This is a genomic window from Pigmentiphaga sp. MLSB6-MA01 (assembly GCF_058793475.1).
In genome coordinates this window covers 24983-50173 of sequence record NZ_JBXAFV010000007.1, presented here as the reverse complement: position 1 = coordinate 50173, position 25191 = coordinate 24983, and the positions used below count along the sequence as shown (strand labels likewise).

Sequence of the window (25191 nt, the reverse complement as noted above, 5' to 3'; positions counted from 1 at the left end):
CAAATGGTTGCAGAAGGAGCCTGCCATGAACCCGCTCGACCGTATCGAGAAGCAGGTCGTGTTGCGTGCGCCGGTCGAGCGCGTCTGGCGCGCCTTGACCGACATCGAGGAGTTCGCGCAATGGTTCGGCGTCAGGCTGGACCAGCCCTTTGCCCCCGGCCGCTCCATCACGGGCAGTTTCGAGGGAGGGTTCGACCAGGACGAGATCGCGCGCTACCAGGCGTCGCTGGGCCTGCGGCCGGCGGCGATACGGCCGCCGCTTCCGCATGCGGTGTTCTGCACCGTGGAACGCATGGAGCCGCCCAGCGTCTTCAGTTTCCGCTGGGTGCCGTTCGGCATCGACGCGGCATGCGATCCCGAGCGGGAGCCCACCACCCTGGTCGAATTCCGCCTGCAGACCGTTTCCGAGGGCACGAGGCTGACCATTGCCGAGTCGGGGTTCGAGCACGTGCCGGCGCACCGGCGCGAACGCGCCTTCATGATGAACGACGGCGGCTGGCAGGCCCAGGCCGAAAACCTCCGGCGCCATGTCGACGGGGCGTGAGCAGGACCTGGCGCGGGTCTTTGCCGCGCTGGGCGACGCAACCCGCTTGGCCCTGGTCGGCCATCTGCTGGCCGCGGGCGCCCTGTCGGCCACTGCGTTGGCCGAGGGCCGGGATATTTCGCGGCAGGCGGTCGCCAAGCACCTCCAGGTACTGGAAGCGGCCGACCTGCTCCTGCGCCAGCGCCATGGCCGGGAAGTGCTGTACACCCTGGATCCCCGGCGCGTGGACGAGGCGCGGGCGTTCCTGGACGCGATCTCGGCCGGCTGGGACCGCGCCATCGGCCGCTTGAGGAAGCTCGTCGAGGCGCCGTGAGCCGGCTTCGGCTGGATTGCCGACCGCCTGCGGTGTCATGGCGGCCCAGCCCCATGTGACGCCACCTGGTTCCCCGTGTCTTGCAGGATCAGGCAAAACACAGGCAGGAATCGGTATTGTCCCCAGGCCGCTGCGGTACGTAACCTCTGTCACGGGCCGGACATGGGTCCGGCATCTTTTCCGCAGGGGACGTGGCAATGGCGATTCAGCTCGAGATCAACGGCAAACAGACTGCGCTCGACGCGCCCGGCGAGATGCCGCTGCTGTGGGCGCTGCGCGATCTGGCAAACCTGACCGGCACGAAGTACGGCTGCGGGATGGCGCTGTGCGGCGCCTGTACGGTACATGTCGACGGCGCGCCGGTGCGTGCCTGCGTGACCCCGGTTTCCACGGTCGAAGGCAAGCCGGTCACGACCATCGAAGGCGTCGGCCGGGACGCCGCGGGCCGGGCGGTGCAGGCCGCGTGGGAGGAACTGGACGTCGTGCAGTGCGGATACTGCCAGTCCGGCCAGATCATGTCGGCCGCCGCGCTGCTGCGCGCGAACCCGCGCCCCACGGATGACGACATCGACGAGGCGATGAGCGGCAACGCCTGCCGCTGCGCGACCTATGTCCGCATCCGGGCCGCGATCCATCGCGCCGCCCAGGCGCTGGCTTGAAAAGGGAGGGCATCATGATCTTCACCCTCGACAATCCGGCCGACCGCGCGCAAGCCTCCCTGGCCAATGTCAGCCGCCGCAGGTTCGTGCAAGGCGCGGGCGTGCTGGTACTGGGCTGGCAACTGCCCGGCGTCCTGGCCGCGGCGCCGCAGGCGGACGAGGCGGATGCCTTCGCGCCCAATGCTTTTCTTTCCGTCGATGCCCAGGGCCGCGTCACGGTGTATGCCAAGCACGTGGAAATGGGGCAGGGCGCCTATACGGGCCTGGCGACCCTGGTGGCCGATGAGCTCGACGCCGACTGGGCGCAGGTGCGCGTCGAAGGCGCGCCCGCCGATACCGCGCGCTACAAGAACCTGGCCATGGGCATACAGGGCACCGGCGGCAGTACGGCCATGGCCAACTCCTTCAAGCAGATGCGCGAGGCGGGCGCCGCCGCGCGCGCCATGCTGGTCGGGGCGGCGGCGCGGGCCTGGAAGGTCGATCCGGCCACGATTACCGTACGCGCGGGCGTGGTCCGCCATGCCGCGTCGGGCCGCCAGGCCGGCTTCGGCGAATTGGCCGGGGCCGCGGCGGCGCAGCCCGTGCCCGCCAAGGTCAGGCTCAAGTCGCCCAAGGAGTTCGCCCTGATCGGCAAGCCGTCGCTGCGGCGCGCGGACTCGGCCGACAAGGTGCACGGCCGTGCCCGGTTCACCCAGGACGTCCAACTGCCCGGCATGCTGGTCGCCATCGCGGCTCATGCCCCGCGCTTCGGCGCCACCGTGGCTGGTTACGACGCCAGCGCGGCACTGGCCGTTCCCGGCGTGGTGGCGGCCATTCCCTTCGAGGGGGCGGCGCACCGCTCGGCCGGCGTTGCCGTGCTGGCGCGCAATACCTGGGCCGCGCGCACCGGCCGCGATGCCCTGAAGGTGCAATGGGACGAAAGCCGCGCCTATGCCGAGGGCAGCGACGAAATCCTGGCCCGGTATCGTCAGGCAGCCGCGCGGCCCGGGCTGCCCGCCGCCGTCCGCGGCAACGTCGAGGCCGCGTTTTCGAAGGCCGCCCAGGTGATCGAAGCGGACTACGAGTTTCCGTTCCTGGCCCATGCCAGCATGGAGCCGCTGAACTGCGTCGTGCAACTGGGCGACGGCCGGTGCGAGATCTGGAACGGCGAGCAGTTCCAGACCATGGACCAGAAGGCCGTGGCCGACTATCTGGGTATTGCTCCCGAGCGCGTCACGATCAACCAGCTGTATGCCGGCGGCAGCTTCGGCCGGCGCGCCAGCCCGCACGCAGACTACGTGGTCGAGGCCGTCGCCATCGCGCAGGGCGCGCGCAAGGCGGGGTTCGACGTGCCGGTCAAGATGGTGTGGACGCGCGAGGACGATATGCGCGGCGGCTATTACCGGCCGGCGTACCTGCATCGTGCCCGGCTCGCGCTGGACGGGCGGGGCAGGCTGCAGGCCTGGCAGGTGCGCATTGTCGGGCAGTCGCTGATCAAGGGCTCCGTGTTCGAGGAGTTCATGATCAAGAACGGCATCGACGCCACGTCGGTCGAAGGCCTGTCCGATCTGCCCTACGGCATTCCCAACCTGAGCGTGGAATTGCACACGCCCGACGATGTGCGGGTGCCCGTGCAATGGTACCGGTCGGTCGGACATACGCATACCGCGTTCACGGCCGAGACGCTGGTCGACGAGGCGGCGCGGGCCGCGCGCCGGGATCCGGTCGCGCTGCGGCGCGAGCTGCTCAAGGGCCATCCGCGCCATCTGGCCGCGCTGGATACGGCGGCGCGGGCGGCGCAATGGGACCGTCCGCTGGCGGCGGGCAAGAGCGGCGCGCGCCGGGGCCGGGGCGTGGCGGTCCACGAGTCCTTCAACAGCGTGGTCGCCCAGGTGGTCGAGGTGACCGTGGACGCCGACGGCGAACTGAAGGTGGACCGCGTGGTCTGCGCCGTGGCCTGCGGGCTGGCGATCAATCCGGATGTGGTCAAGGCGCAGATGGAAGGGGGCATCGGTTTTGCACTGTCGACGGCGCTGCATGGCGCCATTACCCTCGACAAGGGGGCCGTCGTCCAGAGCAACTTCCACGACTATCCGCTGCTGCGCATCAACGAGATGCCGCGTGTCGACGTGCACATCGTGCCGTCCCAGGATGCGCCCACCGGGGTGGGCGAGCCCGGCGTGCCGCCGCTGGCGCCGGCCCTGGCCAACGCGATCTTCGCCGCGACCGGCGAGCGCGTGCGGACCCTGCCGATCCGCACGCCTTTGCGCAAGGCGGTCTGAGCATGGCAATATCGTCGCTCCGCATCCGTTCTCCGCGATGACCATGTCCCAGCCGGCTGTTCCCGCCGATGCCGTCCCACGGGACGAGGCCGCCGGCCGGCTGGCGGCCGCGCGGCGCGCCCTGGCCGGTTGCATCGCACGCCATGCGCCTGCCGACGGCGCGCATCCCAGCGCCTACCCGGGGTTGTCGTTCGTGCGGTTCTCGGGGCCGTCGGGGTCCAACTGCGGGCTTTACCGGCCTTCGCTCACCATCGCCGCGCAGGGCGCCAAGCGCGTCGAACTGGGCGAGTCCGTCTACGAGTACGACGAGCGCCATTTCCTGCTGTCCTCGTTCGACCTGCCGGTGCAGGCCCGCATCACCTGCGCGTCGCCGGTCGAGCCCTATCTGTGCGTGGCGCTGGACATCGACCCGCAGCGCCTGGGCGAACTGGTGGGCGAGCACGGCCTGCCGCCGGCGCCCGAGACGCCCGTCATGCGGGGCCTGGCCGTGGGCACGACCCCGCTCGACCTGATCGAGCCCATGCTGCGGCTGGTGCGTCTGCTGGATACGCCCGAGCACCTGCCGGTCCTTGGGCAACTGGCCGAGCGCGAGATCCTGTACCGGGTGCTGACCGGCGAACTCGGGCGGCGGCTGCGCCAGGCGGCCCTGTCGGCCGGGGCTTCCAGCCAGATCGCCCGCGCCATCGCGTGGATCAAGGAGCACTACACCGCGCCGCTGCGCATCGAGGCGCTCGCCCAGGTGGTCAACATGAGTCCGTCCTCGCTGCATCATCATTTCAAGGCCGTGACCGCCATGAGCCCGCTGCAGTTCCAGAAGCAACTGCGGCTGCGCGAGGCGCGGATGCTGATGTTGTCCGGACTGCTGGATGCCGGCAGCGCGGCGCGCCGCGTCGGTTATGAAAGCGCGTCGCAGTTCAGCCGCGAGTACAGCCGTTTGTTCGGCTCGCCGCCCTCGCGCGACGTGGCACGGCTGCGCGACGGGGACCCGGCGCAAACCGCGGCGGTCTGATCCCGCCTGGCGGCCGGCGCTACACTTGCAGGCATGGCCACGATGCCGCCGCGCAGGCGGGGGAGCGATCATGACGGACAGCGACCGGGACGACGCGTTCAATGTGGTGGAGCCGTGCGCCGGCTACTGCCTGTACGACACCGATCCGGCGCTGCGGGAAGCGGTCCGGCGCGAAGGGGCCGGCCATGCCGAGGCATCCCTGCGCGAGCAGGGGCGCTGGCTGGGCAGCCGCGAAGCCATGGACGCGGGCCGTGATGCCAATGAGCACCCGCCGCGGTTCGTGCCGCTCGATCCGGTCGGGCGCCGCATCGACGAGGTCCGCTTCCATCCCGCCTGGCACCTGCTGATGGAAGGCATCGTCGCGCGCGGGCTGCACGCCGCGCCGTGGGCATCGCCCCGGCCCGGCGCCATGGTCGAGCGCGCGGCGGGCTACCTCATGCAGGGCCAGGTCGAGGCCGGCACGCTCTGCCCGACCACCATGACCTTCGGCGCGATTCCCGTGCTCGCGAGCGAGCCGGCCGGCGAGATCGATTTCGCCCGCGACTGGCTACCGCGTCTCTACGGGCGTGTCTACGATCCATCCGACGCACCGGCTGCCGCCAAGCGCGGCCTGCTGATCGGCATGGGCATGACCGAGAAGCAGGGCGGATCGGACGTGCGGGCCAACACGACCCGGGCGGCGCCGTGCGGCACCCCCGGTCGAGGGCGGGGCTATCTGCTCGACGGCCACAAGTGGTTCTATTCGGTTCCCCAGTCGGATGCCCACCTGGTGCTGGCGCAGGCCGATGAAGGGCTGTCGTGTTTCTTCGTGCCACGCTACGGACCGGACGGCCGCCGCAACGGCGTCCGCATCCAGCGGTTGAAGGACAAGCTGGGCAATCGCAGCAACGCCAGCGCCGAGGTCGAATTCCACGGTGCCTGGGGCGCGATGCTGGGCGAGCCGGGGCGGGGTGTCGCCACCATCGTGGAGATGGCCACCTATACGCGCCTGGACTGCGTGCTGGGCAGCGCCGCGCTGCTGCGGCAGGCGGCCGTCCAGGCACTGCATTTCTGCTCGCGGCGCCAGGCGTTCGGCCGGCCGTTGCGTGAACAGCCGCTGATGCGCCACGTCCTGGCCGATCTCGCCCTGGAAAGCGAAGCCGCGACCGCCCTGGGCCTGCGGCTGGCGCGCGCGTTCGAATCCGAGGCGCCGCTGGAGCGGGCCATACGGCGCATCGTCACGCCGGCGGCCAAATACTGGGTCTGCAAGCGGGCCGTGTCGGCCGTCGCCGAGTGCATGGAGGCCTGCGGCGGCAACGGCTATGTCGAGGACGGTCCCATGCCCAGGCTCTATCGCGAGGTGCCCGTCAACGCGATCTGGGAAGGGTCGGGCAACATCATGTGCCTGGACGTGCTGCGCGCCATCCGGCGTGATCCCCAGGCGTTCGAGGCGCTGGCCGAGCATTTGCGCGAATGCGGCGGCGGCAGCGCGGAGTTCCGTTCGGCCTGGCAGACCTGGATGGACTTGTGCGCGGGCGGCGGCGAGGCCGAATTCAAGGCGCGCCGCATCGCCGGCCTGCTGGCGGGGTTGATGCAGGCGGCGCTGCTGATGGCGCAGCCGGGCGGCCTCGTAGGGGAGGCCTTCGTGGCGGCCCGGCTGGCGCAGGCCGGCTGGCTGTATGGGGACAGCGACACCGGCCATGGCGACGCCGTATGCGCCGAACTGCTGGCGCGGGCGTGGCCGCCAGGAAGTGGGACGGGCTCCTTGCCTGGAGCGTCACAAGGCGATGGGGCGGACGGCTAGTCCGCGTTGAAGCGTTTCCACGTTTCGAAGGCATTCATGATGTGTACCATCATGGCTTCGTTGGCGGCACGGCCATCCCGCTTGAGAATGGCTTGTACGATGACGCCATGTTCCGATTGCGCCCGCCGGTACTGATCGTCGCTGGTCGTCGTGGCGACGCGCCGGGTTAGATAGAAATTCCCGGTAAGAAAGATCAGGTGACGCAGCCGGTTGTTGTGCGCGGCATCGAGGATCGAGTCGTGGAACTCCCGGTTCGTGCGTATCCTGAGTCCCGGTTCCTGAGGAGCCATGATGCTGCGTTGCTCATGCAGTGTGGCGATGCGCCGATGTTCTTCTTCGGTTCCCCGCTCCGCCGCGAACCTGCACGCAAGGCCCTCCAGTCCTGCCCTGGCTTCATAGTTCTCGCGGATTTCGTCCGCCGTGAACTCGCGGACGGCCCAGCCGCGCTTTCTGCCTGTCAAGAGGCCGTCCGCGGCCAGGCGTTGGATCGCTTCGCGCAGCGGTGTCCTGCTGATGCCATAGCGTTGCGACAGGGAGTCTTCGATCAACGGTTCATTCGGCCGCAGCTCGCCGCTGACGATGGCCAGGCGCAATTTTTCATAGACTGATACGGACTGGATCTGAGGACGATCCTCGGCAGGGGGGGAGCCGAAATCGATCGGGTCCACGCCTTGCCTCGATACGTTGGTCATGACCGTTCCCGCATTGTCCGCACGGCCAGCCTGCCAACTTCGGCCAGCATGCGGCGCGCGGCATCATGGGAGGCGGGTCCAGGGGCGAGCCTGCCATGATCGTCGATCTTCTCGCCTACCATGGAAATGCTGACGGCATCGTTGGCGATATGCATGCGCAAGGCGCACAGCATGAGCTTCAGGGCCTGGGCTGCCCTCAGTCCTCCGGAAATGCCGCCGTAGCTGACGATGCCCGCAGCCTTGTCCCCCCATTCCTTCGACAGGTAGGTCAATGCGTTGACCAAGGACGGAGGGGGAGCGTGGTTGTATTCCGGGGTGACGAACACGAGCGCATCCGCGTCGTCGATGATTCTCGACCAGGCCTTCGTGTGCGGGTGGACGTATCGTTGCAGGCGCGGGTGTTCAGGCTCGTCGAACAAGGGCAGGCCCAGGTCGGCGATGTCCACCACTTCGTGGGAAAAGTCGCCTTGAGCCTCGGCTATTGCCTGGAGCCAGGCACCGACGAGTGGTCCGACGCGACCAGGACGTGTGCTTGCAATGAGAGTCTTCAGTTTCGGCTTGTGATTCATCGTGGCCTGGAGTGTAGAACATGTATCGTGGACACCTCGAGAGTGGCGATCTGCCGGGTGCTGGCGCGCCGGTCATTCATTCTTGATCCCCGCGGACTGGATGACCCGCTTCCAGCGTTCCCGGTCCTGGCCCAGGAAGGTTGCCAGTTGCTCGGGCGATCCGGTATCGCGCACGATGCCCATTTCCAGGAAGGTTTCGATGGCGGTCGGTGTCGATGCCGCCGCGCGCACGGCGGCGTTGAGTTTCGCGATCGCGTTCGCCGGCAGGCCGGCCGGACCGGCAATCGCCCACCAGGGGCCGAATCTCAAGCCCTCCTCGGGAAAACCGGTTTCCGCCAGCGTCGATACGGACGGCAACGCATGCATCCGCTGAGCTCCCGTCACCGCAAGAGGTTGGATTGCGCCGGAGGCTATGAGCGGGCGTGCGGCGCTGACGCCGACAAACATCGTATCGATGGTTCCCGCGGCCAAGTCGACGAGTGCGTTTGACGCCCCCTTGTAGGGAACGTGGGTCAGCCTGACCCCGGCGTGTTGGGCGAAGAGTTCCATGAACAGATGCGGAGGGGAACCGACGCCGGCGGATCCATACGTCAGTTTTCCATCGGCAGTCTTGGCTTTCGCGATGAGTCCACTGACGGTGGCGGGGCCTCCGCGCGTGCCGGTGACCAATGCCACGGGGGCGTATCCGATCATGCCGACGGGGGCGAAATCACGGACAGCGTCGTAGCCGGGTTTTTGGTACAGGAAAGCGTTGGTCACGAACGGGATATCGACGACGACCAAGGTGTAGCCGTCGGCCGGAGCCGCGGCCACGCCCTGGTAGGCGATGTTGCCGGCGGCTCCGGCCTTGTTTTCCACGACGATGGGTTGCCCCAGGTTTTGGGACATTCCGCGCGCGATGATCCTGGCCAGGATGTCCGTCGGGCCCCCGGGGGCATACGGAACGATCAGCCTTATGGGGCGGTCAGGGTAGCTGTTCCCCTGGGCGAATGAGGAGGTGGCGAGAGTCGCCGGCAGGACGCCGACGGCGAACGCCGCCATCGTTCTGCAAAAAGTGCCCCGTGCAGTCTGGTAGTTCATGGCATGGTCTCTATCGACGTTGTAACTAGGACTGGAAACCGTTTCCGGTGGTCAGGGCTTCTTCGCGGTAGAGGCCCAGCGATTCGTAGGCCGGACGGTCGTTGATGGAGAAAAGCACGGCTGCATGGGTCTTGGAGTCGTTGACGTGTTCGTGCCAGACACGGGAAGGCAGGACGAAATAGTCTCCTTCTTCCCAGTCGAAGCGCTCGCCGTCGATGATCGAGTGGCCCGACCCCCGATAGACATGGTAGACGGCGCTGTTGGTATGGCGGTGGGCCCGCGTATGGACACCCGGCCGCAGTCTTTGTATGTCCGCACCCATGGTCGGTGTGATCGGTCCGCCATTGATCGGATTCGAATACTTGAACAGCACGTCGTCGTAGGGTGATATGTCGTTTTGTGCTTCGAGGTGATCCAAAGCCCGCTCGGCTTCTTCCCAGCGGTAGACGAGTTTGGGCGAATACCGTGACAGATCCAGGCCATCGAGATCGGTCTGGAAGCCGGCCTCGTGTTCGTTCTTGACGACCGGCTGGTAGCCGTGGTTCTGGTAAACCTCGAAGTACACGGCGTCGAGCATTTTTACCAATGGTCTGTCGACACCGTCCATCCAGATGATCGGTTCATCGGATTCGTTGGAGTGGTCGTGCCAGGCCCAGTTCGGAGTCAGGACGAGATCGCCGGCCGACAAGGTGATTTTCCCGCCATTGACGGTGGTCGTCGCCCCTCGCCCGTGGGTGATGAACCGCAGTGCCGAATGAATGTGACGATGTGTGATGACCTGCTCGCCGGGCAGCATCATCTGTACGGCGGCCGTTAGCGTGTTCGTGGCGTCCCAATGGTCTTTCGCCCCAGGATTCCACAGCATCAGGGCGCGACGCACCGGGCTGTCCTCGAGCGACATGGCTGAGCCCGCGCGATCCAGGTAGGCCTGGATCTTCTTCCAGGTCCAGACGTGAGGCCTTATGTCGCTCAATGCCTCGGAGCGGCCTTGCACGGTCCACAGGCCTTTCATCGCGTCACGTTCGAGGTCGGCGCAGAGCCGCTCGACGTCGGTGGCGGTTTCATTCGCCAGGCTGGGAAGATCCGGCCTCGGGGCGCCCCCCAATTTCAGCAGGGATGGATCTTTCGTTGCGGATCCTTGATTTCCCGATGTCATCTCTATCTCCTCGACATACCTTGTCATCGTCGCATTCAATTTTGTATGCGAACTTGCATGCGAAATTTTAGGAGGCATGAAAGCATGTGTCAATAATGGAATGCCACGGCACGGGGAGTCGTGGATGGGAAGGAAGCGCCCGGTTCTGCCGTTACGCCAGAGGCCGGGCGGGACGGACCGCTTCCTAACGCGGTGCCGTCGCTTCCTGGAAATAGCGTTCCGAGGCTTCGTGCAGGGGGATGGTCACGCCTTCGCGGGCGGTCGCGCGCGTGATCTGCCCGCCGGCCGGGCTGCCGGCCGCCACGAAATCGGCCTGTTCGAACACCGCCTGGAGCACGCCGCGGATCTCGTCCGCGGGCGTTTCGTTGCCCGTGACCAGCAGCGCGGTGACGCCTACCGTCGCGATGGGCGCGCCCTGTCCCGGATAGGTGCCGGGAGCCAGCACGAGGCGCACGAACGCGGGGTCCTCCCGCGTGAGCTGCGTGATCGCCGGCGGCGACAGGGGCAGGATGCGCACGCGATGGTCGGCGGCCAGGCGCTGTAGTTGCCGTGCCGGGGCGTGGATGACGCTGGCGATCGCGTCCACCCGTTTGTCGACCAGGGCCTGCACCGCTTCGTCGAAGCTGGCGCTGGATACCAGTTCCACGCTGCCGGTCGCCAGCCCGTGCGCGGCCATGATCTTCAGCGTCGAGGCGCGGGTGCCGGAGGCGGCCAGGCCGGCGTCGAGCCGCCGTCCGCGCAGGTCCGCGATGGACTGGACCGGGCCGTCGGCCAGCACCGCGATGTGGAAGGCTTCCGGATAGAGACTCGCGATCGCGCGCAGGCCGGGGTTGTGGGCGGTGCCGCCGAAGGCGCCCTGGCCCAGGTAGGCCTGCCTGGCGATGTCGCCTTGCGCCAGCGCGATGTTGGCGGCGCCCCGCTGCAGCAACTGGAGATTTTCGATGCTGCCCTGGGTGGATGAACTGCTGGCGCTGAAGCCCTGAGCAGTCAGGCGCGCGGCGATGGTCCGGGCGACCAGGTCGTACTCGCCGGCCTCCGGTCCGCCCGCCACCACGAAGGCACTGCGCAGCCGGTCCAGGCGGCGCGCGATCTGCCGGTCGGCCGCCGCCAGCTCCTCGGTGATGATGGCGCGGGCGCGCTGGCTGTTGGCGGGCAGGTTGTTGAACAGATTCTGGATGCGCTCGATGGTCGCCCGGGCGGGCGATCCGGTGGCTGCCTGGCTGGCCGTGGCCTGCGGGGGCGGGACGAAATCCACCGCCTGCCATCCTCCGGGGCCTTCTCGGAAGGTGACGGAGCCGCGTATCTGCAGGATGTCGCCGGTATGGTTGCCGTCGCGCGCGATGCCCTCCACGCCGCGTTCGGTCGCGCCCAGCAGCGTGGCCAATGCGGCGGGGTTGAGCGACTGCCAGTCGCTGAAGGCATAGTCGCGGGCCAGGCGGAAGCGGCCGTTGAAATAGACGATGCGGCGGGCCGCGCCGTCGGGCGCGTCGGCCAGCGGGCCGCTGCCCAGGCGCCGGAGGGATTCCACATCCAGCACCGGCTTGGCGAAGACCGCCTGCAGGCGGTTCTCCACGGCGGCCTGGACCTGGGACTGGTCGGGCCCGCGGCTGCAGCCCGACAGCAGCACGGCGGCCAGGACGAAGAGGAACAGTCGTCGGATCATGTTGCGCTCGCTGTCAGAAGCCGAAAAGGGGCAGGCTGAGATAGCCCTGGATGACCAGCGCGTTGGTGATGTCGATCAGGAACGCGCCGACGATGGGCAGTATCAGGAAGGCTTGGGGGGAGGGGCCGTATTTGTTGGTGACCGCCTGCATATTGGCGATGGCGGTGGGCGTGGCGCCCAGGCCGATGCCGCAGGCGCCCGCGGCCAGCACCGCCGCGTCGTAGTTGCCGCCCATGATGCGGAAGGTGACCAGGCTGGTGTAGACCGCGACGAAGGTCGTCTGTATCGCCAGGATGGCCAGGATGGGCAACGCCAGCGACACCAGTTCCCACAGCCGCAGCGAGATCAGCGCCATGGTCAGGAACAGCGACAGCGCGACGCCGCCGAACAATTGCACGGCGCCGTCGTCGACTTCGCGGATGCGCGCCAGGCCCAGCACGTTGCGCAGGACGACGCCGGTGAAGAGGGTCCAGACGAAGGGCGGGAGGGTCAGCAGCTTGCCTTTCATGAGTTCCCCCAGCGTGTCGCCGGCCACGACGCAGGCCGTGATCAGCAGGAGGGTTTCGAGAAAGAGTAGCGTCGTCAGCGGGCGGGAGGTTTCCGGCGCCGCGGCGGCGGAGGCTTCGCCTGCCGACGCCGCGGCGCCGGCGCCCGGCGTCAGTCCGTGGCGCGTGATCAGCCGCTGCGCGACCGGGCCGCCGATGATGCCGCCCAGTACCAGGCCGAACGTCGCGCAGGCCATGGCCAGCTCCATGGCGCCCTGCAGGTTGTCGACGTCGGAGAACTGGGAGGCATAGGCCGCGCCGGTACCGTGGCCGCCCAGCATCGTGATCGATCCGGCCAGCAGTCCGTTGAGCGGATGCAGGTCCATGCTGAGGGCGCCCGCCAGGCCGATGGCGTTCTGCAGCAGGAGCATGATGGCGATGGCGATCAGGAACAGGATCACCCCCCGTCCGCCGCGGACCAGCGTCCTGACGTCGGCGCTCAGGCCGACGGTGGCGAAGAAGGCCAGCATGAAGGGCGTTTGCAGCGCCATGTCGAAGGAGAGTTCGGTGCCGGCGGTGACCTTGGCCACCGTGATGGCGATGGCCGCCAGCATCCCGCCCACCACCGGCTCGGGGATGTTGTACCGCTGCAGCGGCGGGATCCGGCCAATCAGCCAGCGCCCGATCAGCAGCACCACGATGGCGACCAGGAGAGAGGTGGTGGCGTCTATTTCTATCAGCATGCGTGCCCCTTGATTGCGCGCGATATCCGCGCGGTGGCCGGAACGCCGGTGGCGTTCGCGCGTCCAAGTGCTAAAGTGTCTGCTGGCAACCTTCAGCACTGTCTTTGCACCACCTATTATGCTTTCTCAACAGGAACTGAAACAGCAGGCCGCCGATGCGGCGCTTGCCTTCGTCGCCGAGGTGGCGGCGCCCGGCGTGGTCATCGGCGTCGGCACGGGGTCGACGGCCGACCTGTTCATCGACGGGCTGGCCGCCTACAAGGGGCGCATCCATGGCACGGTCGCCAGTTCCGAGCGCAGCGCGGCGCGCCTGGCCGGCCACGGGCTACCGGTATTCGACCTGAACGACGTGGCTTTCATGCCCATCTACGTCGACGGCGCGGATGAGATCGACGACCACCTGCACATGATCAAGGGAGGCGGCGGCGCGTTGACCCGCGAGAAAATCGTCGCCTCGGTGGCCGAGCGCTTCATCTGCATTGCCGACGAATCCAAGCTGGTCGAGCGGCTGGGGGCCTTTCCGCTGCCGGTCGAGGTGATTCCCATGGCCCGCGAGGCGGTGGCCCGCGCGCTACGGCTCCTGGGCGGGCAGCCCAGGCTGCGCGAGGGTTTCGTCACCGACAACGGCAATGTCATCCTGGACGTGCATGGCATGCAGATCGCCGAGGCCCAGGGCCTGGAAAAGGTGGTCAACGACCTGCCCGGCGTGGTGACCTGCGGCCTGTTCGCACTGCGCGGCGCGGACGTGGCCCTGCTGGCCACCCAGTCCGGCGTGCGCCGGCTCGACAAGCCGCGCCACGCCTAGCTACTTGTCCGCGCGGCGAACGTCGAAGACATATTCCTGTCACATGATGTTCATAAACTGTGCGATGCATTGCCCATGCGGCCGGGGCACAAACGGCCAGGCCCATTGTTCTTCCGCTGGGAGCCGGCATGACTGAACATACCCACAAACAATACGACGCCGAACTCGAAGAGGTCCGGTCGCGCTTCCTGCAGATGGGAGGCCTGGTCGAATCCCAGATCACCGGTGCCATCGATGGCTTGGCCAACGGCGATCTCGCGGCCCTGGAGCGCGTGATCGTGCGCGATACCGAGGTCAACCGCTTCGAGGTGGAACTGGACGAGGCATGTAGCCACATCCTGGCCCGCCGCCAGCCCGCCGCCGGCGACCTGCGCATGATGATCACGGTCATCAAGATGATCACCGACATGGAGCGCGCCGGCGACGAGGCCGAGAAGATCGCCCGCATGGCCAAGCTCATCCATGAGGCCGGACGCATCAACATGCCCGCGGTCGAGCTCTGGCACATGGCCAATACCGTGGTCACGATGCTCCGCAAGGCCCTGGACGCCTTCGCCCGCCTGGACGCGCAGGCCGCGGCGCAGGTGGTCCGGCAGGACAAGTCCGTGGACTCGGAGTGGCAGGGCGTGATCCGCCAGTTGATCACTTACATGATCGAGGATCCGCGCAAGATCTCGCGTTCCATCGAACTGCTGTTCATCGCCAAGGCGCTGGAGCGCATCGGCGACCATGCCAAGAACATGTGCGAACTCGTGGTCTACATGGTGAAGGGGCGCGACGTGCGCCACACGGGCGTCGACAACGTCGAGCGGGAAGCCGCGGCGGGGTGATCGCGACGGCTGCCCGAGGACGCCGGCCTTGGCGTTTGCGGGCGCTGGAACCTTGCATCGTTCGGGGGCGACTCATATCCGTGGACCTTTTCCGGGTCCCGGTATCGAGCCGCCCCCATTCTTATTGAACGAGACGCGAGGATTTTCGACCCGTGTTCATATCCAGGACGTCCCTGCCCGACCCCATGCCTGTTTGTCCCGCTTTCACGGGAGAGGCGGGGCTGCCGCGGGACTTGCGCCAGGCGTTTCGCCTTTCCCTGGTTCCGCGCCAGCACGGCCCGGTCACGGTCAGGATCCCTCCGCGCAAGCTTTCCGGTACCGAGGCGGGGCCGCCGGACGCCTTGATACTCGAATGGCTGGGCCGGCTGAGCGATGACCAGGCCTATGACGTCACGCCCAAGGTGGACAAGGAAGGCTGGACGTTCACCTGTGCGCCGCGCGGCCGTGCGGCCCATCCTGGCCTGACGCTGCGGACCAATCGGTTGCATGAATTGGAATGGATGGCGGGCGAGACGTCCGGTGAAGGTTTTCGTGTCGAGTTCGAGATCGCGGCGGCGCAAGGCCAGGCGCCGTCCCCCTCGGCCGATCGACGGCAGGATGAAAGACGCGAACGGGAGAGCCTGGCCCGAGCCATCGGCAAGAGTGCGTCCCCGGGGGAGCGCCTCGTCCCCAGGAATTTTTCCCTGGCCGCGTATGAGTATCTCCGGGCGTTGACAGGCCATCCCATCCGCGACGAGGAAACCTTGGCGGCCCTGCAACGGGCGACCCATGTCCTGGAGAGCGTGCTTGGCGACGAAAAGACCCGGTTCGGCGCGGCCAACGTCGGACAAGACATCGAGCGGACCGACTACGAGGCGCAGGTCCGGGGCTTGGCGCAGCGCGACCTGGCGCGCAAGATGGTCCGGGCCCTGTTGCCGGACTCCTCTGCCTACGGAGCCAGGATCTGCAAAGAGCACGCGCCGGAACCCGTGCGCAAGGCAATGGGCGAATGCTGGCCCCCGGATTTCCTGGAAACGTTCCGCCGGCGCGGCGTGAGCGAACCGGCGGCCGTCGACCAGGCGCTCGCTGTCGCCTATGCGGCATGCAGTTGGGTGGGCGGCGCGTTCTATTGTGCCGAGATGTCCCAGACCGTCGCCAGCGCGTTCGGCGGGCAGCTCAAGGATGACGACGTGATCGCGGTACGCTGGGGGAAGGTGCATGCCTACGACCTGTACCACGGCGACGAGGCGCGTATTCGCGTGGATGGCTGGATAGGCGATGCGGACCTGAGAATCCCGGTGCTGGACACGGACGCCTATGACCTTCCGGGCAACGGCGAGATGAGAACCGTCGATACGTCCTCCGGCAGCCACGTATCCCAAACCGCGGCGAGCATTCCGCTGGTGGCCGCGAAGCTGCGGTCCGACCAGACCATCCTGGCGTACTTCGATGTCTCGGTGGATGCCTTGAAGGAGGTTTTTCGCAAAAAGCGGTCCGACGGATACCGCTGGGAGAGCGAACCCAATGTTCTCACGCGGGCGCCGCTGTTGAACGCGCCGATGCGCCGGGCCGCGCGCGGGGCGACGGCATCCTTGCAGGCCCGGAACACGGTCGAGTTCGAGTTGAAGTCCCTGGGCCGCCTGAGCGAGCGCAGGGGCTGGGAACTCCGGCCTTCGACGCTGTCCGCCATCGTCGGCGCGGCAAGAAGGTTGAGCGCGCCGTCATCGGTGGAACATGCCGGCGCATTCGCGCAACGGGTGATGGCGCTGGACGCCATCGACCCGTCGAAGGCGCATGCCGTGATCGAGGATTGGCTGGAGTCGCCTCGATTCAAGCCTTGGGAAATCCTCGATTTGCCGCAAGTCGATACGTGGCAGTTGCTGGAACGGCTGGGCGATGCGTTCGGGCGGATGGACGCGGACCGGTTACCGTCGGCGTGCGGGCTGCTCCGCGAGCAGATGCCGCCCATGGCCAAGCGCTACCCGGCCCTGGGCCCGGGGCTCGAAGACCTGGGCGCGAAGGCGGCGGCAAGGCTGCCGGCGGCACCCGCACCGCCGGAGTGACGCGTCGGCGTCCAGGGCGCTTCAATTCGGAGGAACGTAGCCTTGGGCCTCGACGTTGCCGTCTTCGAACAGATAGCGCTGCATCTGCTGTTGCAGGTACTTGCGGGCACGGGCGTCGGCCAGGTTCAGGCGGTTTTCGTTGACGAGGCGGGTCTGGGTCTGGACCCAGTCCTGCCAGGCCTGCTTGGAAATGCTTTGCCAGATCTTGGTGCCGAGTTCGCCCGGGTAGGGCGGGAAATCCAGGCCTTCGGCCTCTTGTTTCAGCTTGACGCAATAGATCATGCGAGCCATGTGCACCCCTGTTCCGCGATAGTTTGCAATGGCGCTATTGTAGCGGCCGCGCCATGTCCTTACCTGGCCGTCCGGCGCAGGGCGTCGATCCGGAGCTGGTAGATGCGGCGCTTGTTGTCGCGGCTGCGACGCACGTGCTCGCGCATCAGGCTTTCGGCGCGCGCCCCTTCCCCCAGTTCGATCGCCGCGACGATGTCGTCGTGGTCCTGCTGGGCGCGGTGGATGTAGGCGTACTCGGGCGGTGGCATGGTGTCGTCCAGGCCCAGGCCCAGGACGGCCGCGCCCACCAGGGGGATCTGCGAGACGTGCGCCAGCGCGCTGGCCAGCGGCGGGTTGCCCGCGGCCTGGACCAGCGCCGCGTGGAAAGCCTCGTTCATGGCGGACCACCGGGGCGTTTCCACGCGATAACCGTCGCCGGCCGCATCCTCCAGCAGGCGCCAGCCTTCTTCCACGCAATCGCGCAGGGCTTGCGCCACGTCCGGCCGGGCGCCTTGTTCGGCCACCAGCCGCGCCGCCATGCCCTCCAGGGCGCCGCGCACGTCCAGGGCGTTGGCGAGGTCGGCGAGGTCCACGGCCTTGACCCGGAAGCCACGGGTCGGTAGCCGCTCCAGCAGGCCTTCCTTGACCAGTTCCTCGAACGCGAGGCGGATGGGGGTGCGCGAGACGCCCAGGTCCGCCGCGAGTTGCAACTCGACCAGCCGTTCGCCGGGCGGGTAGGCGCCGGACATGATGCGTCGGCGCAGTTCGCCTGCGACCGTATGTATTTGAGTGGCCATCTGCCGGGACGAGCGTTGTTGTCCTGTGTGCGGTGATAGTAACCGCTATATCCTGAATATCTATTTTTGCATGCAAAAATAGATAAATATTGAATAAAAAATAAAATTAACCAATAATTTGCATGCAATTTAATTATAGCTCTAAGTAAGAGGAATACATGATTCCACCTTCTGCCTTCGTCGGGCTGCCGCCTCCGCTGGCCGATTCCGTCGTGCAGACCAAGCATTTTTTCCAGGCGCTGGACAACTTCGCCAGGGTGTTCGCCATCCGGCCGGGCGAACGCGTGCTGATGCTGACGGATCAATTGCTCGATACCCGGGTCGTCGACGCGGTGGTGGGGCTGGCCAGGGCGCGGGGCGCCCAGGTGCGCGTCTATACCGAGCCGGACTCCCGCGTGACCGTGGTCCCGGACCCCGTGAAAGGCCTGCTGGAGCAGGCGGACTTCGTCGTGTCCACCTGGTTCTGTTCGATCGAGGATCCGTTCTGCATCGCGCTGCGCAAGCAGGGCCAGCGTTGGGTGAAGATCACTTATTTCCGCAATCTCGACCTGCTGCATACGCCGCAGGCGCGCTTTCCGAGCGAGATCGTCGGGGCACTGTGCCGGGCCACGGCCGGCCGTTATCCCAGCAGCGAGGATTTCGACCTGCATTTCACCGATGCGCGCGGGACCGATTTCCGCATCGGCTTCACGCCGCAAACGCGCGACACCATGTTGTCGTCGAACCGCTGGCGCGGCGTGACGACGGCCGAGGAGCCCGGCTGCTACGTGCACTACCTGCCCACCCATGGTCCCAACCTGTGGGACCGGACGGCGGTGCGCAACGACCACGCCGCCAAGACGCCGATGTCGGGCGTGATCTATCCGCAGTGGGCCGTGGGTTTCGCGCGGCCCTTCGAGGAGCGCATCGCCGTGCGTTTCGAGGGCGAGTACGTCAGCGCGGTCGAAGGCAGCTCCGGGGAAGCGGACATCCTGCGCGACATGCTGGTGGGCGGCCGCATGATCGAAGGGGGCGGCTGCGGTTTCAATCCCAAGGCGCCGCGCCACACCATCTATCCCGCCGGCTCGAACGCGCCGGGCGCGCTGCATTTCGGCATCGACCTGGCCAAACCGAATGACTACATCCGCCGCGTGCTGCCCGATTGGGAAGAGCCGCCCGTGCACATGGACCTGGTCTGCCTGGACGCCACCGTCACGGCGGGGGCCAATACCCTGATCGACCAAGGTTTCCTGTGCGCGCTGCGCGACCCCGAGGTGGTCGGGATCGCGGCCCGCTACGGCGATCCGGTCGAGTTGCTCGAGGCCGGGGTGGATTGACCGGGGCAGTTTCAGAAAGACAACAGGAGACAAGCATGCATGTGAACAAGAACGGGAAGCCGGCCCGGATCCTCGGCACCCTGGCCCTGCTGGCCGCGACCGTGTCGGGTGCCGCCGCTTCCGACTGGCCCCAGCGTCCGCTGACCATGGTGGTGCCCTTCGTCGCGGGCGGCGGGGGCGATACGCTGGCCAGGCTCTATGCCCGGGAGATGGAAAAGCAGTTGCGCCAGCCCATCATCATCGACAACCGGGCCGGGGCGGGAGGCAATATCGGCACAGCCGCCGCGGCCCGCGCGACCCCGGATGGACAGACGATGGTGTTCGGCACGAACGGCACGATGGCGACCAACCACTGGCTGTACAAGTCGGTGGGCTACGCCCCGGACGATTTCGAGCCGGTCTCGCGCTTTTCGATCATTTCCATGGTGATGTTCGTCAGCCCCGAGTCGCCGTTCAATTCCGCGCGAGAGCTGATCGGCTATGCGAAGAAGCACCCGGGCGAACTGACTTGCGCCTCGGCGGGCAATGGCACGGCGTCGCACATGGCCTGTGGCCTGCTCCAGCAGATGGCGAAGATCGATCTCACGCACGTGCCCTACAAGGGCGGCGCGCCGGCATCGACCGACGTGCGGTCGGGCCGCGTCTCCTTCATGATCGACGTCGCGCCGTATCTGGTGCCCCTGGCCAAAAGCAGGCAGATCAAGGTGCTGGCCGTGTCGACGCCGCAGCGCATTCCCACGCTGCCGGACGCGCCCACGCTGGCCGAGAGCGGGGTGCCCGGGTATGAGCTGTTCGCCTGGGACGGCCTGTTCGTGCCGAAAGGGACGCCGCCCGAGCGGCTGGACCGCCTGCACCAGGCGGTGAACGCCGTGCTGGGCGATCCGGCGTTCGAGCGTTCCATGGAGGAGCGTGGGTCGATCAATTCGCCGATGAGCCGCCGCGAGTTCGCCGATTTCGTGCACAAGGAATACCGGCGCCAGGGCGAGATCGCGAAGATGCTGGGCGTGCAGGTGGATTGAGCGTTGCGCGGCCGGCCGGGCATGGCGCCCGGCCGGCGCGCGGGATGGGCGGCGCGGAGGCGCCGCCCGGGGGCAGGGCTTAGCGCGCGGTCCCGCCGGAGCGGGTCTCCTGCGCCGGCAGCACGACGAAGCCGCCTTGGTCGGGCGAGGACTGCTTGCGGTTCGAGGTGGCGGCCTGGCCGGCGTCCAGGCGTACCGAGAAGGCACTGTGCCGCCCGTTGGCCGTGACGTACACGTTCAGATAGTGCACGCCCGTGCCCAGCACCGTGACGGGGACCTCGACGATGGCGCGCCGCTGGGCATCCAGCGGAACGACCGTGGGCGAGACCGCGTCCACGCGCAGCGCGCCTTCGACGCCGTACTTCAGCTCCACCTGGGTCACGCCCGGCGATCCGCGCAGCGACAGGCCTACGGAGGCGGGGCCGGCAGCCAGCGGCGCCGACGGCGCGCGGACCGAGACGGCGACGACGTCGCCGGGTTTGCCGGGGCGTGCCACGAAGGCGTTGGCGCTGGTTGCCGAGGCCGTCGCGGCGGGCGCCTGCCGGGCCTCATGGGCGCAGGCGGGAAGAACGGGAAGGGCGGCCGCCAGCAGGACGGCCAGGCGGGCGGCGGCGCGCGGCGCGCGGGCGCGCACGGTGGCAAGGTTCAAAGGCGGGCGCATTACAGGGCTCCTGCGGAAGTACGTTCGAGACTCACCTGGTAGCAGACACGGGTGTTGGCGGGGACCGGCGTGGGGCCGGGGGCGGGAGCGGAGCTGCCATCCTCGTCGTCATCGCCGTCGCCGTTGCTCAGGGCAGTATCCACCAGGAACGCCGTATAGGTACCGGCTTCGAGCGCGCTCTCGACCGCTTCGTCGTCCTCCTGGATCTTGACGCCCTGGCGGGACAGCCAGATGTGGGCCTTGGTCACGAGAGCCGGGGGCGAGACGAGGGCCGCGCTCAGCCTGTAGGTGCCCGGGCCCGGCACTTCGAGCCGCAGGAAGCGGCCTTGGTCCAGCTTGTTGTACTCCCCGCCCAGCAGGTTGGATACACATATCTGCTGCGTGGCGGCGGGGGCTCCCGCCACGGGCGCATCGAAGCGGACGTAGGGCTTGGCGACCTCGGCCGGCACGGTCGGAATGGTATAGGACGCGGGGCCGCCCCAGTCATTCAGTTCGTCCAGCGTGGGCGTGCCGATCGAGGTCAGCAGCGTGTTGACCTTGCCGATCACGGTGCTGTCGGTCAGGCGCGTGGCCAGCGCGGTGCCGAACGGGAAGATGCTGGTGAAGGCCGGCGTCAGCTTCTGCTCGTTGCGCAGGATGGCGATCGTCGTCTCGAAACCGCCGGGCTGCTGCGCGAGTTGGTAGATGAAATACTGCATCGCCGCTTCGTTGTACCAGGCGGCGTCGTTGGGCGGCGCGGGCGGGGCGCTGACGTCGAAGAAGAAGCTGTCCTGCTGCCGTGCGCCCGAAGTATCGACGTAGACGGGGTCGTTGCGCACGATGCCGGCCAGTCCGTTGCCCCAGCCTTCGCCCCAGGCCACGCGCATGTCGAGCTTGTCGCCTGCGCCATGGGCTCCGCCCACGGAATCCGAGCGCGAGATCCGGCCCTCGAAGTAGTGGCCCCATTCGTGGACCAGCACGCCGGTGTCGTACTCGTCGGTGTCGACGTTCGCCTTGCCCAGGATGTAGAGGCCGGGGGCGGGGCCTTCCGGATTGAAGTGGCTGGTGCCGATGTCGCCGTTCTTCGGCTCGCCTTCGGACGGTGTGTTGTTCTCGCTCCAGTAGATGTTCAGGTGGGGGAAGTTCAGGTCCGGCGCGATGGCCAGAAAGCGCTGCATGGCGCCGTAGGCCTGGTCGAGCACCGAGAACGGCGCGGCCGCGCGGGCGCCGGCGTACTTGCCCGCGGTGTTGCTGCCGCTCCAGCCGGATGCCGCGTGCAGGTCGAGGACCATGCCGTCCCGGGGCACGGAAAGCGGCTCGCTTTCCATGGCATAGATGGGCGCGTTGGTGGGGACCGCCGAATAGCCCGGCCCGGTGTTGTCGCGTATCGCCACGCTCCAGGCGCCTTCCTTGCTTTCGCGCAAGAGCCGTGCCTGCACCCGTATCTTGACGTCGCGCCCCGGAGGCAGCACGAGGGAATACCCGCCCTGGGCGTCGGTCACGGTGCTGCCCAGGATCTCGGCGGTGCTGAAGGCTTCCACCACCGCGCCTCGCACGGGCAGCGCACGCGTGGCGGCGTAGTCCAGTCCCCGGGATTGGACGGCCGGCACGAAGTCGTAGGTGACGGTGCCGGAAACTTTTCCGGCCTCGGGTTCTGGCTTGGCTCCGCTGCCGCTACCGCAGGCGGCCAGGATGGCCGACAATAGCATCACGGCGATTGCCGTCATGCCCTGGCGCGTGCCGTCATTTCCGGACCGGGCCGAGGGTGCGCTCGATTGCCCCTTTTCGGCGAATATTCTCATCAGTGCGATTCCCCCAAGGAATTGGTATCTGGTCACAAGATGATACCTGCGGTGACGCAAGAACGGCGCTATTCGATCATGGGTATTCACGGGAGGGGCGGGCCATGCACGAAGCAGGGCGGCGCTATCGCACTTTCGACGAGTTCTATGGCTTCTACCTGCGGGAGCACGCGCATCCCGTTTCCCGGCGCCTGCACGTCGCGGGCACGAGCCTGGCCCTGATCCTGGTGGTGCTGGCGGCCGGGCTGCGCCAGCCCTGGCTGCTGGTGGCCGCGCTGGCTTGTGGGTACGGCCTGGCCTGGACGGGGCACTTCTTCTTCGAAAAGAACCGCCCCGCTACATTCACCTATCCCTGGTGGTCGTTGCGGGGCGATTTCCGGCTGCTGGCCGATACGCTGGCCGGCCGCCGGAAATGGTGAGCGCGCTTCAGGCCGTCAATCCATGCTCGACGGCCAGTCCGAGCGCCAGCAGGGCTTCATCGCGGCCGGTCGCCATGGCCAGGCTCAGGCCGACGGGCAGGCCCGCGCCGTCGGTGCCGCAGGGCAGGGCGAGCGTGGGCATGTCCAGATAGCTGCCTATCATGGTGTTGCGCAGCACGCGCGCATTGCATTGCGCGAACCAGGCCGGGTCGGCATCCAGGGCCGCGATGGGCGGCGCGACCATGGGTACGGTCGGGAACAGCAGCGCCTCGTCGGGCGCCAAGGCCGCGGCCATCGCGGCGATCAGGCGCGGCCGGTTGTCGCGCAAGGCCTGCCGGTTCTGTGCGGGCATGGCCTGGCCCAGCCGCAGCCGCTGCACGATGCGGGCATCGACCCGGGCCAGCGCGGGGCTGTCCAGCAGTTCGCGGTGTACCTGGACCGCTTCGACGCCGACCAGCGTGCCGAACGTGGCGAACAGGTGGTGGGTCAGGTCCAGCATGGGGACGGTCCGGTGCTCGATGGCGAAGCCTTGCCGCGCCAGGCGTTCGGCGGCTGTCTCGAATGCGGCGGCCACGCCCGGTTCGAGTTCGCCCATCACGATGCCGGACGGAATCACCAGCCGCCCGGCGGCGCGGTCCGGGCGCGTCCGCAGGACGGGCGCGCGGCCCAGCAGGGCGTCGTCGATCAGGCAGGCGTCGGCCACGGCGTGGACCAGGGGGCCGATGCTGTCGAGCGACGGCGCCAGGGGAAAGACACCGCGCTGATCGTAGCGGGCCGAACTGGGCTTCCAGCCGACCAGTCCGTTCAAGGCCGCCGGCACCCGGATCGAGCCCGAGGTGTCGGTGCCCATGGCGCAGGGGACGATCTGCCGGGCGACGGCCACCGCTGATCCCGACGAAGAGCCGCCAGGGATGCGTGCGACCCCGGCATCATGCGGATTGGGCGGTGTACCGAAGTGGAGGTTGATGCCCAGGCCCGAGAAGGCGAACTCGCTCAGGTTGGTCTTGCCCACGCTGACCATGCCGGTGGCGGCCAGGGCGCGGACGGAAGGCGCGTCCAGCGTCGCGGGCGAGGCCTGCCGGCGCGTATCCGACGCGCAGGTGGTGACGGTGCCCGCCATGTCGAACAGGTCCTTCCAGGCCAGGGGCACGCCGTCCAGCGGTCCCAGCGCCCGGCCCTCGCGCCAGCGCGCCTGGCTGGCGCGGGCCTCGTCCAGGGCGCGTGCTTCCATGAGCGAGATGAATACCGTATCCATGCCGGGGGCGCGCGCCTGGTCCAGCGCCTGGCGCGCGACGTCCACCGGGTCCAGGCGGCCCTGGGCATAGCCCTCGGCCAGCGCGGCGATTCCCCGTGCATCAGTCATGGTGTTCCTTTGAATCCTGGACGTGGCGGCCCAGCCAGCCTGCGATGACGGCGGCGGCCTCGATCTCGTGTCCCGCGTACCAGTGGTTGCCGCCGAGCACCGCCGACGAGAACGATACCGCGGATGTCGCGTGGCCGCGCAGCAGTTCGATCGCGCCGCGGACTCCGGCGCTGCCGACGATCTCGCCCTCGGAGCCGTATAGCGACAGGATAGGCGCCGTCACGGCCGAGAGATCCTGGAAGGCCCGGGACGAGCGGCGGCCGTGGAAGTCGAAAGTGTCGGCGGGCCGGCCTTCCTCGAAGCGGTCCAGCAGCGTCTGCGCCGAGATGCGTTGCCGCAGCAGGCCCAGGACACAGTCTTCTCCCATCAGCACGCGGCCCTGGCCCGCTTCCACCCATTGCCGGGCCTGGGCCAGGAAGGCCGCGGCCTTTTCCTCGCCATGCAGGGCGAAGAAAGCGCCGCGCAGGTCGGCGGCTGAGGCCAGCACCAGGCCTCGCACGCGGGTATCCCCGGTCGCCGCGGCATAGCGCAGGATTTTCGAGGCGCCCAGCGAGTGTCCCATCAGGACGATGGGGCCGTCGTGGGACCCGGCGGCGAAATCCATCCACGCGGCCAGGTCGGGAATGCAATCGTCGAAATACTCGAACGCGGAGCCGGTCAATTTGTAGGCCGGGGTGGTGCCGACCCGCGACATCGCGATGTTTCCGTGGCCGCTGCACCCGATGGACAGCAGGTGTACGCCGGCCAGGTCGGGGCTTTGCAGGAAGTCGAAAGTGAAACTGGTGTCGAAGTTGCCGCTCAGGCCATGCAGGCTGATCAGCAGGGGCGCCCCGGCCACGGGGGCGGGCGCGAGGAACCCCGTCAGTTCGACATGCTGGGTGGTGCGCACACGCACCAGTCGGCCGCTGCGCGGCTCAATCTTGATGGTCAT

General features: G+C 67.8%; 24 protein-coding genes. 12 read left to right on the top strand and 12 right to left on the bottom strand.

What is annotated here, in order from left to right; translation table 11 throughout:
* Positions 1 to 25: 25 nt before the first annotated feature.
* From AC1Q6E_RS13320 to AC1Q6E_RS13295, 6 genes are all read left to right on the top strand, one after another.
* Positions 26 to 544 carry an SRPBCC family protein gene (locus tag AC1Q6E_RS13320; protein WP_152792994.1) on the top strand — a complete coding sequence of 173 codons (519 nt, stop codon included), beginning with the start codon at positions 26 to 28 and terminating at the stop codon, positions 542 to 544.
* Positions 528 to 857: an ArsR/SmtB family transcription factor gene (locus AC1Q6E_RS13315; protein ID WP_152792995.1), complete on the top strand. Its 330-nt coding sequence runs from the start codon at positions 528 to 530 to the stop codon at positions 855 to 857. The genes AC1Q6E_RS13320 and AC1Q6E_RS13315 overlap by 17 nt, the downstream gene beginning before the upstream one ends.
* Positions 858 to 1054: 197 nt before the next feature.
* Complete coding sequence (locus AC1Q6E_RS13310; RefSeq protein WP_152792996.1) at positions 1055 to 1516, top strand: (2Fe-2S)-binding protein; 462 nt, start codon at positions 1055 to 1057, stop codon at positions 1514 to 1516.
* A gap of 14 nt (positions 1517 to 1530) precedes the next feature.
* Positions 1531 to 3777 carry a xanthine dehydrogenase family protein molybdopterin-binding subunit gene (locus AC1Q6E_RS13305; protein ID WP_492572910.1) on the top strand — a complete coding sequence of 749 codons (2247 nt, stop codon included), beginning with the start codon at positions 1531 to 1533 and terminating at the stop codon, positions 3775 to 3777.
* 43 nt (positions 3778 to 3820) lie between these two features.
* Entirely contained in the window at positions 3821 to 4786 is a 966-nt protein-coding gene (locus AC1Q6E_RS13300) for an AraC family transcriptional regulator (protein WP_296555165.1), read from the top strand.
* A 70-nt stretch (positions 4787 to 4856) separates the two neighbouring features.
* A complete protein-coding gene (locus AC1Q6E_RS13295; RefSeq protein ID WP_152792998.1) occupies positions 4857 to 6569 on the top strand; it encodes an isovaleryl-CoA dehydrogenase in 1713 nt (570 codons plus the stop codon).
* Here the strand turns inward: AC1Q6E_RS13295 and AC1Q6E_RS13290 are convergent.
* The 6 genes from AC1Q6E_RS13290 to gltS form a co-directional block, all read right to left on the bottom strand.
* Positions 6566 to 7261 (bottom strand): GntR family transcriptional regulator, encoded by a 696-nt coding sequence (locus AC1Q6E_RS13290; protein WP_152792999.1) that lies wholly within the window; start codon positions 7259 to 7261, stop codon positions 6566 to 6568. The genes AC1Q6E_RS13295 and AC1Q6E_RS13290 overlap by 4 nt on opposite strands.
* The gene (locus AC1Q6E_RS13285) at positions 7258 to 7830 is read right to left on the bottom strand and encodes an NAD(P)H-dependent oxidoreductase (RefSeq protein WP_152793000.1); all 573 of its coding nucleotides are present in this window, start codon (positions 7828 to 7830) and stop codon (positions 7258 to 7260) included. Before AC1Q6E_RS13285 ends, AC1Q6E_RS13290 begins: the two co-directional genes overlap by 4 nt.
* A 72-nt stretch (positions 7831 to 7902) precedes the next feature.
* Positions 7903 to 8910: a Bug family tripartite tricarboxylate transporter substrate binding protein gene (locus tag AC1Q6E_RS13280; protein WP_492572909.1), complete on the bottom strand. Its 1008-nt coding sequence runs from the start codon at positions 8908 to 8910 to the stop codon at positions 7903 to 7905.
* Positions 8911 to 8935: 25 nt separating this feature from the next.
* A complete protein-coding gene (locus AC1Q6E_RS13275; RefSeq protein WP_492572908.1) occupies positions 8936 to 10066 on the bottom strand; it encodes a cupin domain-containing protein in 1131 nt (376 codons plus the stop codon).
* 184 nt (positions 10067 to 10250) lie between these two features.
* Positions 10251 to 11729, bottom strand: a complete 1479-nt coding sequence (locus tag AC1Q6E_RS13270; protein ID WP_492572907.1) for a TAXI family TRAP transporter solute-binding subunit — start codon at positions 11727 to 11729, stop codon at positions 10251 to 10253.
* Positions 11730 to 11742: 13 nt separating this feature from the next.
* Positions 11743 to 12957 (bottom strand): sodium/glutamate symporter, encoded by a 1215-nt coding sequence (gene gltS / locus AC1Q6E_RS13265; RefSeq protein ID WP_492572906.1) that lies wholly within the window; start codon positions 12955 to 12957, stop codon positions 11743 to 11745.
* Between the two features lie 118 nt (positions 12958 to 13075).
* Here gltS and rpiA point away from each other — a divergent pair, with 118 nt between their 5' ends.
* The 3 genes from rpiA (at position 13076) to AC1Q6E_RS13250 (ending at position 16634) form a co-directional block, all read left to right on the top strand.
* The gene (gene rpiA / locus AC1Q6E_RS13260) at positions 13076 to 13762 is read left to right on the top strand and encodes a ribose-5-phosphate isomerase RpiA (RefSeq protein ID WP_152793005.1); all 687 of its coding nucleotides are present in this window, start codon (positions 13076 to 13078) and stop codon (positions 13760 to 13762) included.
* Between the two features lie 128 nt (positions 13763 to 13890).
* Positions 13891 to 14592: a phosphate signaling complex protein PhoU gene (phoU, locus tag AC1Q6E_RS13255; RefSeq protein WP_152793006.1), complete on the top strand. Its 702-nt coding sequence runs from the start codon at positions 13891 to 13893 to the stop codon at positions 14590 to 14592.
* 152 nt (positions 14593 to 14744) lie between these two features.
* Positions 14745 to 16634, top strand: a complete 1890-nt coding sequence (locus AC1Q6E_RS13250) for a hypothetical protein (RefSeq protein ID WP_492572905.1) — start codon at positions 14745 to 14747, stop codon at positions 16632 to 16634.
* Positions 16635 to 16655: 21 nt separating this feature from the next.
* On the opposite strand, the gene AC1Q6E_RS13245 is transcribed toward AC1Q6E_RS13250, so the two are convergent.
* Positions 16656 to 16925, bottom strand: coding sequence for an oxidative damage protection protein (locus tag AC1Q6E_RS13245; protein ID WP_152793008.1), 270 nt, complete (start codon positions 16923 to 16925; stop codon positions 16656 to 16658).
* 59 nt (positions 16926 to 16984) lie between these two features.
* Positions 16985 to 17701, bottom strand: a complete 717-nt coding sequence (locus AC1Q6E_RS13240; RefSeq protein WP_296555172.1) for a GntR family transcriptional regulator — start codon at positions 17699 to 17701, stop codon at positions 16985 to 16987.
* A 158-nt stretch (positions 17702 to 17859) separates the two neighbouring features.
* Here AC1Q6E_RS13240 and AC1Q6E_RS13235 point away from each other — a divergent pair, with 158 nt between their 5' ends.
* Both AC1Q6E_RS13235 and AC1Q6E_RS13230 read left to right on the top strand, forming a co-directional pair.
* Complete coding sequence (locus tag AC1Q6E_RS13235; protein ID WP_296555175.1) at positions 17860 to 19017, top strand: hypothetical protein; 1158 nt, start codon at positions 17860 to 17862, stop codon at positions 19015 to 19017.
* Positions 19018 to 19052: 35 nt separating this feature from the next.
* A complete protein-coding gene (locus AC1Q6E_RS13230) occupies positions 19053 to 20036 on the top strand; it encodes a Bug family tripartite tricarboxylate transporter substrate binding protein (protein WP_152793011.1) in 984 nt (327 codons plus the stop codon).
* A gap of 79 nt (positions 20037 to 20115) precedes the next feature.
* On the opposite strand, the gene AC1Q6E_RS13225 is transcribed toward AC1Q6E_RS13230, so the two are convergent.
* A complete protein-coding gene (locus AC1Q6E_RS13225; protein WP_492572904.1) occupies positions 20116 to 20697 on the bottom strand; it encodes a hypothetical protein in 582 nt (193 codons plus the stop codon).
* Entirely contained in the window at positions 20697 to 22403 is a 1707-nt protein-coding gene (locus tag AC1Q6E_RS13220) for a hypothetical protein (protein ID WP_152793012.1), read from the bottom strand. Before AC1Q6E_RS13220 ends, AC1Q6E_RS13225 begins: the two co-directional genes overlap by 1 nt.
* 179 nt (positions 22404 to 22582) lie before the next feature.
* On the opposite strand from AC1Q6E_RS13220, the gene AC1Q6E_RS13215 reads away from it, so the two are divergent.
* Positions 22583 to 22897, top strand: coding sequence for an Mpo1-like protein (locus AC1Q6E_RS13215; RefSeq protein WP_152793013.1), 315 nt, complete (start codon positions 22583 to 22585; stop codon positions 22895 to 22897).
* Positions 22898 to 22904: 7 nt separating this feature from the next.
* On the opposite strand, the gene AC1Q6E_RS13210 is transcribed toward AC1Q6E_RS13215, so the two are convergent.
* Both AC1Q6E_RS13210 and AC1Q6E_RS13205 read right to left on the bottom strand, forming a co-directional pair.
* Positions 22905 to 24260, bottom strand: a complete 1356-nt coding sequence (locus tag AC1Q6E_RS13210) for an amidase (protein ID WP_492572903.1) — start codon at positions 24258 to 24260, stop codon at positions 22905 to 22907.
* Positions 24253 to 25191, bottom strand: a complete 939-nt coding sequence (locus AC1Q6E_RS13205) for an alpha/beta fold hydrolase (RefSeq protein WP_152793015.1) — start codon at positions 25189 to 25191, stop codon at positions 24253 to 24255. Before AC1Q6E_RS13205 ends, AC1Q6E_RS13210 begins: the two co-directional genes overlap by 8 nt.